We start from the raw sequence: 10,000 nt of genomic DNA, 5'->3' as shown, positions 1-10,000 counted from the left end.
CGGCAATTCGGATTGCTCTAAAAGCTGATTACTCCATGGTCCTGCCACATTCACGATCAGATCAAAAACTTGCCATTCAGAGCTATTGGCGGCGTAAACGCCTCCTGTAGCAGTGATTTGACTGACAGGACAATGCTGATGGATCTCTACTCCGGCTTTGACAGCTTGCTCTGCCACCCACAAACCCAGTTTTCTATCGTCCATCTGGCCATCAAAAAATAAATAAGCCCCTGTCAGACCATCGGTTTTTAGTAGTGGCGAACAACGCTTTGCCTGCTCCGCAGTTAACCAGCGATGCCGGCCTATACCTTTTTTTCCGCTGAGCAAATCATAAAGCCACAAGCCTATTTTAATTTGCCAAGCTGGTCGTTGGCCTTTTTGATAGATGGGATAAAGCAGTGGTAATCTTTTGGTTAAGTGTGGTGCTTTTTTTAACCACCAGCGCCTTTCCTGTAAAGCCTCGTGCACCAGACGAAATTCGCCCTGCTCGAGATAACGCAAACCACCATGCAGCAACTTAGAAGAGGATTTACTGGTGGCTTGCATTAGCTCGTCACGTTCAAATAAAACAACCTGATGGCCAGCCAATGCTAATTGCCAGGCAGAAGATAAACCATTAATGCCACCACCTATCACTGCAATTCTCATAATAACCTAGAGTAAAGTATTGATTTAGTTATCAAAGCAAAGTATTCGCTTCCTGTCTAATCAGAAGCATCAATAAAAGCTGATCTTGACTTTCCGCCTGAAGCCTTTAATGTCAGTGCATCAGGCTCACTTCTGGATCGCCCATGAAATATTATCTGGGTTTGTTCTGCGCGCTTTTCATCTTGCCGGCTGTAGCTAAGCCCGTTCGGCTATTTACTGAAGAATTTTTCCCTTATAACTATACAGAAGAGCACAAAGTACAAGGTGTGAATGCTGACCTGCTGCGACAAGCATGCGTCAAGGCTCAACTCGACTGCACTTTCCAATCGTTGCCCTGGCTCAGAGCTTATGAATCAGCCCTGCACACTGCAAATAGTGGTTTATTCTCGACTGCAAGAACCAGCAAAAGAGAGCCACAGTTTCAGTGGGTTGGCCCACTCGCTTCTTCCACCACTTACTTGTATCGACTCAAAAGCAGGCCTGAAGTGAATCCTACCGATCTGGAGCAAGCTAAAGCTTTTGGTATTGCCGTTACTCACGGCGATATCTTTGAAGAGTACTTGCAGCAACAAGGGTACAGTCTGGGTAAAAATCTGTTGCTGGTTACCAACAAAACTGATGCTATTCCGTTATTTTTAGCAGGAAAAATAGATTTACTTATAGGCTCAGAGCAAGTCATAGGTAGCTGGATGTCTACCTATGGCAAAACCAGAGCTGATGTAGAAGCTGTTATGGATATTTCCTTTATAGGTCACAACTATTTGGCACTTAACCTGAAAGTTTCTGCCACTACGGTCAGGGCGTTACAACAGGCTGTGGACCAATTGGTCAGGCAAGGTGAAATGGAGCGTTTGATACGACACTACCAAAAGCGCACTATGCCGGCGCAGAATTAACCTCAGGCTAAAAACCAGATTAAGGCTTGATACCACCAGAATATGGCCTGAAAGCCGACCGCATTTAGCCCGTTGTCGTGATGCAATAGACGGCAAGTTTCAAGGCTGGAACAGCGGACCTGAAGGGGCAAGACTATGCTTGAACTAAGACCTAACTGCGAATGTTGTGACACAGATTTAACACCTGCAGATCAGGTGTACATCTGCTCTTTTGAATGTACTTTTTGTCCGGCTTGTACTCATAGACTGGCAGGTATTTGTCCTAACTGCGGTGGGGAATTAGTCAGACGCCCCATAAGACCCGCCGCCAAGTTAACAATCAATCCAGCCTCCACTGTACGAGTCTTTAAACTTAACTGCATTGAGAGACAATAAATTAGTCTATCAGCGCCATGGCGGTTTGAATTTGCTGCTCTGTTAAGCCCTGATCCTGCATCGAGCTGATCAGGTTATTTTTAGAGTCCAGCAGACCACGACTTAAGGTGCTGATTTCGGCTTGCAGCGCTTTTAGCTTTTCCTGCTTTTCCTCTGCCGGCATGGCACTGTTGCTCATAAGTTGTTGCAGCTCTTGTTGTTTCTTCTCCAGCTCCTCTTGCTTATCACGAATAGCTTTCAGAGCCTGTTTGACGTTGTCCGGCAATTCACTTTCGTCAATATCTTTATCTCTTTCCGCATTTTTTGATTTTTGTAATCCCAATGGAGACAGATCGACATGGATACCCAATTGAGCTTTGCTGTTGTCTTTTTCCTGATTCGAGGCGTTATTTTCTGCAGCAGCGCTGACTTGAGCTGGCGCAGACACTACGTTTTGAATGCTCAGATTGAGCATCTGATTTAAATCCATTTTTACCATCAGCTTTGCACCGAAAACAGAGAATCGTTCTGTTATCGGCACAAGCCGGATAAACTTGAGTCACTTTAGCGGGTTTGACCGTCGCCTATAACTATGTACTTTTCTGTGGTCAAAGACTCCAGCCCCATAGGGCCGTAGGCGTGCAGCTTAGAGGTAGAAATACCAATCTCCGCCCCTAAGCCCAGCTCGCCACCATCGCTAAAACGCGAAGACGCATTCACCATCACCACAGCGCTGTTAATTTGCTTTAAAAAGCGCTGGGCTGTGCTGATGTCCTGAGTACAAATCACCTCGGTATGACCTGAGCTATGGCGCTGAATATGCGATACAGCATCGTCATAATCAGCCACTGTTTTCACCGAAATAGCTAAACGTAAATATTCGGTATCAAATTGCGCCTCATCCGCTCTGCATGCATGGGTGAAATAAGGCAAAGACAAATCGCAGGCAAAGACCTCCACCTGCTTTTCTTCCAATCCCTGCGCAGCCAGAGCTAAAAATTGTGGGGCTATCGCTTGATGTACCAGTAGCGTTTCCAGCGCATTACAAACCCCGGGCCTTTGAGTTTTGCCATTGAGCAACAAAGCCATGGCTTTATCCAAATCAGCAGCTTTGTCGACATATAAATGGCAAATACCTTTGTAATGCTGAATCACAGGAATTTTGCTGTTGTCGCTGACAAAATGAATTAAACCTTCGCCGCCTCGTGGTATCACTAAATCAACCGAATCTTTTTGTTGCAGCAATTCCAGCAATAATGCCCGGTCCGGGTCAGGGATCACACTGATAGCGGCAGGATTGATACCTTGCTTTTCCATAGCTTTGTGCAGCGAAGCGGCTATAGCCAAACTGGAATTTAACGCCTCACGACCACCGCGTAAAATCACCGCATTGCCGGACTTTAAACACAAAGCCCCAGCATCTGCAGTGACATTAGGCCTGGCTTCGTAAATCATGGCGATGACGCCCAGCGGAATCCGCATTTTACCCACCTGAATGCCATTTGGTCGTGGTGCCATCTGGCGGATTTGACCTACAGGGTCTGGTAAAGCTGCAATGTAACGCACTGCATTGGCTAAGGTTTTAATGCGATCTTCAGTCAAAAGCAGCCGGTCTAACATAGCCTCTGCTAACTGTTTCTCGCGTCCTGCAGCCATATCTTTGGCATTGCCAGCCAGAATCAAAGCCGTATCGGCTTCTAACTGATCCGCCATGGCCAATAACAGCAGGTTTTTATCCGCTTCAGATAACTGCGCCAGTTGCAAAGCAGCGATTTTGGCTTGCTGGCAAATGGCTTTAATATTGGTCATGCTCAGCCCTCCACTAAAGCTAAATCGTCGCGGTGCACCACCACTTCGCTGGGACAATAACCCAGAATGCTTTCAATCTGTTGGCTATGCACGCCACGAATTTTACCCAGCTCAGCCACACTGTATTGGCTAATGCCTTTGGCCAGTTGTTTGCCAGCCTGATCACACAACCAAATAGCGTCGCCTTTATCAAAATCACCACTGACAGCACTGATGCCTTTGGGTAATAAAGAGGCGCCTTTATGTAGCAAAGCCTGCACGGCGCCACTGTCGAGCTGCAGCTCACCCCGGGTTTTTAAACTGTGCAGCAACCAGTGTTTCTTTGCACTTAAACGCTCTTGCTGTTTATGAAACAGCGTGCCACAGGCTTTACCAGCCAACAGAGCAGCGAAGCTATCGGCTTTCTGGCCATTAATAATTAAGGTATCTATGCCTTGCGACGTGGCTTTACTGGCGGCCTGCAACTTAGTGGCCATACCGCCTGTGCCAATAGCATGATGACTGCCACCCGCCATGGCATAAATTTCTGGGCTGATTTGATGCACTTCAGGAATGAGCACTGCGCTGCTATCTGAACGCGGATTGGCTGTGTATAAGCCATCTACATCTGAGCAAATAATTAACGCATCGGCATCCACCACTGTAGCGACCAGGGCCGCCAGATTGTCGTTATCCCCAACTTTCAGCTCAGCTGTTGCTACCGTATCGTTTTCATTGACTATGGGCAGCACACCGTGGTCGAGCAAAGTACGCAGCGTATTGTGGATATTCAGATATCGGTTACGGTGCTGCAAATCATCGTGCGTCAGCAGTATTTGCGCGCAGTCAAAGTCGAGCAAATTACGCCAGCTTTGCATCATGCGGGTTTGACCTACAGCCGCCATGGCTTGTTTGACATTAATGGGTAAGGGATGATGGGCAAAGGGAATAGCAGCGCGACCTGCGGCCACACTACCTGAAGAGACCAATACCACTTCAACCCCTTGTTGCCTGCATTCGCTGATAAACCCAGCGATCGCCAGCAAATAACGGGTGGAGCAACCTTTTGCTTCCGGTGCAATCAGGGCACTGCCCACTTTCAGCACCAGACGTCGCCACTTTAACCCAGCCATAACACCCATTTATCTCCAGTTATTTTTTAAGCACCCGAGCATACCTATTTAGACGTATATATGTCTATAGCCTTCGTACTTGCAACCACAGCGGCGTTGACTGCGCGCTCTCGCCCCAGTCACTTATTTCGGCAGACTAATTTTGCTTACTGGCGAGTATTCGCCTCAATCCATAAACACATAGACAACTATGCTCCTGGGGTCTCCATCACTTGTCGCCTTGCTGCAGCTGCAATTACTTTGGCTACTCGTTTTGGCCTCAAAATAACGCATAACAACAGTAAATGGCGTATAGCCTAAGTAAAAGGTAGTTCGGTAAAATCTGACCACCAATGCAATATTTATTGTCCTAAGCAGAGCCTGATGTCGCACAACACTATTTCACTGAACCAACAGCGCCAACCTTTGGATCACCTCGACTCTGTCTGGCTCTTTGGTTACGGCTCACTGATTTATAAAACTGACTTTGACTATGTGGCCGCTAAACCAGCCTGCATTTATGGCTGGGAACGCCGCTTTTGGCAGGGCTCACATGATCATCGTGGCACGCCTGATGCGCCTGGACGGGTGTTAACCCTGGTTGAAGCCCCCGGAGCTCGTTGCGCTGGCATGGCTTATCAAGTCACACCTGCGACTTTTGAACATTTGGACCATCGTGAAAAAAATGGTTATTTGCGCATATTTACCCCGCTACACTGGCTGCATGAAGCAGGTGAAGTGCAAGGAATCTTGTATCTGGCCAGCGCAGACAATGAGGCTTACTTAGGCCCCGACACGGACTCAGCAATAGCAGCCCATATAGCGCGCAGTTGCGGTCCAAGTGGTCCCAATAGTGAGTACCTGCTTCAACTGGCACAGGCGCTGCGCGATATGAATGAGCAAGACGAACATGTATTTGCGATTGAACGTGAACTGTTAAAGCTAATAAAGCACACCTAATCGCCACGCCCTGCTTTCAGCAGAATGCTTAAAGCGCCTGTGACTTTAGCGCTCTGACCTTGATCAGCTACAGCTTTATGCACCGCTTTCCATGGCCCCCCCCTAAAAGGCCAAAGCTCAAGCTGCTTCTACACAGCTGCGGGCAATGTATTTAGTTCAGCGCTAATTCAGCTCAACTGGGTTAGAATAAGTGCTCAGAAAATCAGGAGATTTCGTATGATAGCCAAACAGTTAGGTTTAGTTGCCTTGTGTAGCACTTTAGTTTTATCCGGTTGTGCCAGTATGAACATTGCACCGGAAAACCAGAACACAGCCAAAGGTGCCGCTATAGGTGCAGGCGTGGGCGCAGTGCTGGGCAAAGCGACAGGCAATCATAAAAACAAAAGACTGGCCATCGGTGCCGCTATTGGCGCTTTAGCGGGTGCCGCTGTAGGTCGTTATATGGATCATCAGGAAATGGCATTACGTGATCAGTTATCCGGCACTGGTGTCAAAGTGCATCGAGACGGTGATATTTTACGACTGGAAATTCCATCCCAAATCACCTTTGCGGTGAATCAGTCGTCTATCCAGCCTCAGCTGTATCCGGTGCTAAACGACGTAGCAAAAGTACTGGGTGAATACGACAAAACCATGCTGGTCATAAGCGGTCATACCGACGATACAGGCGCTTATGATTACAATATGCAGCTGTCAAAAAAACGGGCTGAAAGTGTCAAAGATTATTTAGTGGCGCAGCGTTTAAACCCAATTCGGATTGAAACTCAGGGTTTAGGCCCAAGCTACCCGGCTGTGCCAAACAATTCTGAAAGCAACAGAGCGATGAACCGCCGTGTTGAGATACATATCGAAGCCATAACTCAATAAAATACCCGTCGTTCTTGTCGCCGCAGTTTTGTTGACTGCGCCTCCTCACCCCAGTCACATAGGTTCACTATGTTCCTGGGGATTCGTTGACTGGTCGCCTCACTGCAACACCAATAACTTAGGGTATTACCGTCGCCCTTGAAGCCGCAGTTTTGTTGACTGCGCTGCAACATCAGGGGCTTAGGCTAAAGCCAGAGAGCTATTAAAAATTTATAACTCCGGCTATGCTGCCGCTGCATTGAATGCAGTAGCAGCATAGCCGGAGTTTTTTATGGGTTTATTGTGGTTAGTTACACTGATTTGGGCTTTTAGTTTTTCCCTGATTGGCGAGTTTTTGTCTGGCCGGGTTGACCCTTATCTGGCGGTCAGCAGCCGTATGCTGTTGGCCTTAGTTTTGTTCCTGCCCTGGTTATTAAAAAGCACCAGTTCTAAAACTCAGGCTATGGCTCTGGCTGCTATTGGCGCCATCCAGTTGGGGCTGATGTACCTGCTGCTCTATCACAGCTTTCTGTATTTAACTGTGGCCGAAGTACTGCTTTTTACTATTTTAACCCCGGTTTATATCTCGATTTTGGATTACTTCTGGCGTTATAAAAAGCTGCATCTGCGCTGGTTAGGCCCTGCCCTGCTGGCTATTCTGGGTGCTTTAGTCATTCGATATCAAAACTTAAGCTCAGATTTTTGGTGGGGTTTATTACTGATCCAGGCGGCCAACTTCTGTTTTGCTTTTGGTCAGGTCGCCTATCGTCGGCTGGATTTAGGCTCCACAGGTTCACAGCGTTATAACTTCGGTTGGTTTTTTGTTGGGGCCACTCTAATCAGCTTAGTGGCCACAGCCATATTTGCCGATTGGACTAAAATGCCAAGCTCCAGTCTGGATTATGGCATTTTAGTCTGGTTAGGCCTGGTGGCTTCAGGTTTAGGTTATTGGTTATGGAATGCTGGCGCCCGACAAGTCAATGCCAACCAGCTAGCCGTGATGAACAACGTACTGATACCAGCCGGCCTGGTGGTGAACTTTGTGTTTTGGCAACAAAACGTCAACTGGTGGACTTTATCCGCAGGTTCGGTATTGATTCTAGTGTCTCTGCTGTGGGCCAGCCGTCAGCCTTCTTAGGACATACTGAACTATTGGTTGCAACCTTAGAGGGCAACTTAACCTAACAGCTTTGGTAGCTTGTGCTATGTTGTTCTGACCTGCCGTTGATTTCAGCTCCAAGAGGGTACTACAAAGCAGAATAATCTGGAGCTTCAGGTCAACCACCACCTCAACGACGCAGAAGGAGCCTCCATGGTATACAAAGCGCAGCTCTGGGTAGTTTTATGCATGTCGTTTTTTACGTTGACAGCTACAGCGCAACAGCAGGCACGTCCGGAAAAAATGACTTTTACCTATGTTGACCACCCTGCCATGGTTAATTTTCTGGTGCCTTTAATTTGAGATACCTATAAAAAACTTGGGATCGAAACTGATTTTGTTGCCCAGCCATCCAATCGAAACTTATTGCTTGTGGATAAAAACATAGTGGATGGCGATGTTGGTTATATGAAGGTAGTACTGGGCGGCTATAACAATTTGTTCACTGTGGAGCCACCGGTCGTGGTAGGTGTATACACCATACTCTGTCGGCCTGAACTGATTTGCACCCCAGCCGTGCTGGCAGACAAAGAAAAAACCATAATCGCGACTTCAGTCTCCAAACATGGTCTACTGCAATCTTATAAGGGGACTATTAAAAGTCAGTTTTATACCGTGAATGATCTGTCTTTAATACCAGACTTCGTTCGTTTAGGTCGCTTTAACTACGCCATTTACCCAACAACGGAAAAAGAACTGCAACGAATCTCTACTGATGATTTGCACTATGTCAGGCTGTTTGAAGCCAATCTTTATCATGTGCTGCATAATAAATACAGGTTTATGGCAGCCGAGATTAGCCATGCCTTGCAGCAAGCACTCAACGAAAGAGCAGAGAAACAATGACACATAGAAGCCTGTTCGCTCGATACGCCGGAAGCAAGGCGCATTACCTGGCTTCCGGTCCAGGGTTCACCTGCTAGTTTGCAAAAGCCTTTTTAACAAAATTAGGCAAAGCCATGGCGGCCTGATGCACCTCGGCGTTGTAGTACTGAGTTTCAAAAGCAGGATTTTGCGCAGCTGCAACGCGGAAGCCGTCAAACTTGGCGTCTTTGCGGGCTAAAGTACAAGTCCACCAGCCTGACGGATACACCATTTGTGGGAATAACAAGCTTTGTAAATCAGCAAAGCCAGCGTCAGACATGGCATCACGCATGGCTTTAAGTAAAGGCATATGAATGAGTGGTGACTCACTTTGTTGCACTAAAATACCGCCCGGACGCAGCGCTTTTAAGCAGCTTTCGTAAAAGGCGCGGTTAAACAACCCTTCGCCCGGGCCTATAGGGTCTGTTGAATCCACTATCACCACGTCCAAAGACTCTGGCGCTGCATCGCGCATATAGGCAATACCGTCGGCAAATTTTAAAGTCGCGCGTGGGTCGTCATTGGAGGCACACAGCTCTGGGAAGTATTTTTCCGCCATCCGGGTGACTTGTTCGTCGATATCAATTTGAGTGACTTGTTCGATATCCGGGTGTTTTAACACTTCACGCAAAGTACCGCAGTCACCGCCACCTATAATCACCACCTGCTTTGGCGCAGGGTGAGTAAATAATACCGGGTGGCTTAACATTTCGTGATAGAGGAAATTGTCGCGGCTGCTCAGCATAATCACGCCGTCTATCACCATCAAATTGCCAAAATGGGTGGTCTCAAACATTTCAATATGTTGAAAAGGCGACTGTACCTCATCCAGCTTTTTTGTGATGGCCAAACCAAAAGCACTGCCACTGGCTGCAAAAATTTCAGTGAACCATTTGTTGTCGCCCGACATACTAAACCCCTTATAAACAAACTAAGCTAAGTATTTTGCCAGCCAGGGCAGGATGAGACAAACTTTTCATGTTTTTTTCACAGCATTGGCTTTAAAATAGCGCATCATTTTTTTAAGGGCACGACAATGGCAGATTGGGGTATCGAAAAAGCGCGATCTATTTATAACGTAGCAGTCTGGAGTGAAGGCTATTTTGATGTAAACAAAAATGGCGACCTGGTGGCCTATCCGGATCAGGACCATAAAAAACCCGGTATTAATTTCCCGGAGCTGACTGCCCGTTTTAAAGAGGAAGGCTTAACCCTGCCCGTATTGGTACGTTTTACCGATATTTTGCAGCATCGTGTTGGCACCTTAATCAACTCTTTTGCTCAGGCGAAACAAGAGCGTGAGTACCAAGGTGAATACACAGCCGTTTACCCAATCAAAGTAAACCAGCAATTTTCTGTGGTAAAAAAGCTGG

Annotated in this window: 12 protein-coding genes and 1 pseudogene; 8 read left to right on the top strand and 5 right to left on the bottom strand. The window is 47.2% G+C overall.

Annotated features, from left to right (window positions below; genetic code table 11):
- Nucleotides 1-648: FAD-dependent oxidoreductase (locus LDL40_RS15750; protein WP_300996403.1), on the bottom strand; the 648-nt coding region annotated here is incomplete at its 3' end.
- Nucleotides 649-791: 143 nt separating this feature from the next.
- Here LDL40_RS15750 and LDL40_RS15745 point away from each other — a divergent pair.
- Nucleotides 792-1,544 (top strand): ABC transporter substrate-binding protein, encoded by a 753-nt coding sequence (locus LDL40_RS15745; RefSeq protein WP_300996402.1) that lies wholly within the window; start codon nt 792-794, stop codon nt 1,542-1,544.
- Between the two features lie 135 nt (nt 1,545-1,679).
- Nucleotides 1,680-1,919, top strand: coding sequence for a DUF1272 domain-containing protein (locus tag LDL40_RS15740; protein ID WP_300996401.1), 240 nt, complete (start codon nt 1,680-1,682; stop codon nt 1,917-1,919).
- Nucleotide 1,920: 1 nt separating this feature from the next.
- Here the strand turns inward: LDL40_RS15740 and LDL40_RS15735 are convergent, their stop codons facing one another.
- From LDL40_RS15735 to proB, 3 genes are all read right to left on the bottom strand, one after another.
- Nucleotides 1,921-2,397 (bottom strand): hypothetical protein, encoded by a 477-nt coding sequence (locus tag LDL40_RS15735; RefSeq protein WP_300996400.1) that lies wholly within the window; start codon nt 2,395-2,397, stop codon nt 1,921-1,923.
- 65 nt (nt 2,398-2,462) lie between these two features.
- Nucleotides 2,463-3,707, bottom strand: a complete 1,245-nt coding sequence (locus LDL40_RS15730) for a glutamate-5-semialdehyde dehydrogenase (RefSeq protein WP_300996399.1) — start codon at nt 3,705-3,707, stop codon at nt 2,463-2,465.
- A 2-nt stretch (nt 3,708-3,709) separates the two neighbouring features.
- Nucleotides 3,710-4,819 carry a glutamate 5-kinase gene (proB, locus tag LDL40_RS15725; RefSeq protein ID WP_300996398.1) on the bottom strand — a complete coding sequence of 370 codons (1,110 nt, stop codon included), beginning with the start codon at nt 4,817-4,819 and terminating at the stop codon, nt 3,710-3,712.
- Between the two features lie 363 nt (nt 4,820-5,182).
- On the opposite strand from proB, the gene LDL40_RS15720 reads away from it, so the two are divergent.
- The 5 genes from LDL40_RS15720 (at nt 5,183) to LDL40_RS15700 (ending at nt 8,609) form a co-directional block, all read left to right on the top strand.
- Nucleotides 5,183-5,758 carry a gamma-glutamylcyclotransferase gene (locus LDL40_RS15720; protein ID WP_300996397.1) on the top strand — a complete coding sequence of 192 codons (576 nt, stop codon included), beginning with the start codon at nt 5,183-5,185 and terminating at the stop codon, nt 5,756-5,758.
- A 216-nt stretch (nt 5,759-5,974) separates the two neighbouring features.
- The gene (locus tag LDL40_RS15715; protein WP_300996396.1) at nt 5,975-6,625 is read left to right on the top strand and encodes an OmpA family protein; all 651 of its coding nucleotides are present in this window, start codon (nt 5,975-5,977) and stop codon (nt 6,623-6,625) included.
- Nucleotides 6,626-6,896: 271 nt separating this feature from the next.
- Nucleotides 6,897-7,742: an EamA family transporter gene (locus tag LDL40_RS15710; protein ID WP_300996395.1), complete on the top strand. Its 846-nt coding sequence runs from the start codon at nt 6,897-6,899 to the stop codon at nt 7,740-7,742.
- Between the two features lie 174 nt (nt 7,743-7,916).
- On the top strand, nt 7,917-8,066 hold the full coding sequence (locus LDL40_RS15705; RefSeq protein WP_300996394.1) for a hypothetical protein: 150 nt from the start codon (nt 7,917-7,919) through the stop codon (nt 8,064-8,066).
- A gap of 69 nt (nt 8,067-8,135) precedes the next feature.
- On the top strand, nt 8,136-8,609 hold the full coding sequence (locus LDL40_RS15700; protein ID WP_300996393.1) for a hypothetical protein: 474 nt from the start codon (nt 8,136-8,138) through the stop codon (nt 8,607-8,609).
- Between the two features lie 73 nt (nt 8,610-8,682).
- Here LDL40_RS15700 and speE read toward each other — a convergent pair whose 3' ends face one another.
- Entirely contained in the window at nt 8,683-9,537 is an 855-nt protein-coding gene (speE, locus tag LDL40_RS15695) for a polyamine aminopropyltransferase (RefSeq protein WP_300996392.1), read from the bottom strand.
- A gap of 126 nt (nt 9,538-9,663) precedes the next feature.
- Between speE and LDL40_RS15690 the strand changes: the two are divergent.
- Nucleotides 9,664-10,000 (top strand): annotated as a pseudogene (locus LDL40_RS15690) (arginine decarboxylase); the annotation flags it as partial.

The sequence above is a fragment of the Rheinheimera sp. genome (assembly GCF_020217005.1).
Classification (GTDB): domain Bacteria; phylum Pseudomonadota; class Gammaproteobacteria; order Enterobacterales; family Alteromonadaceae; genus Pararheinheimera.
This window is presented reverse-complemented; position numbering and strand designations above follow the sequence as displayed.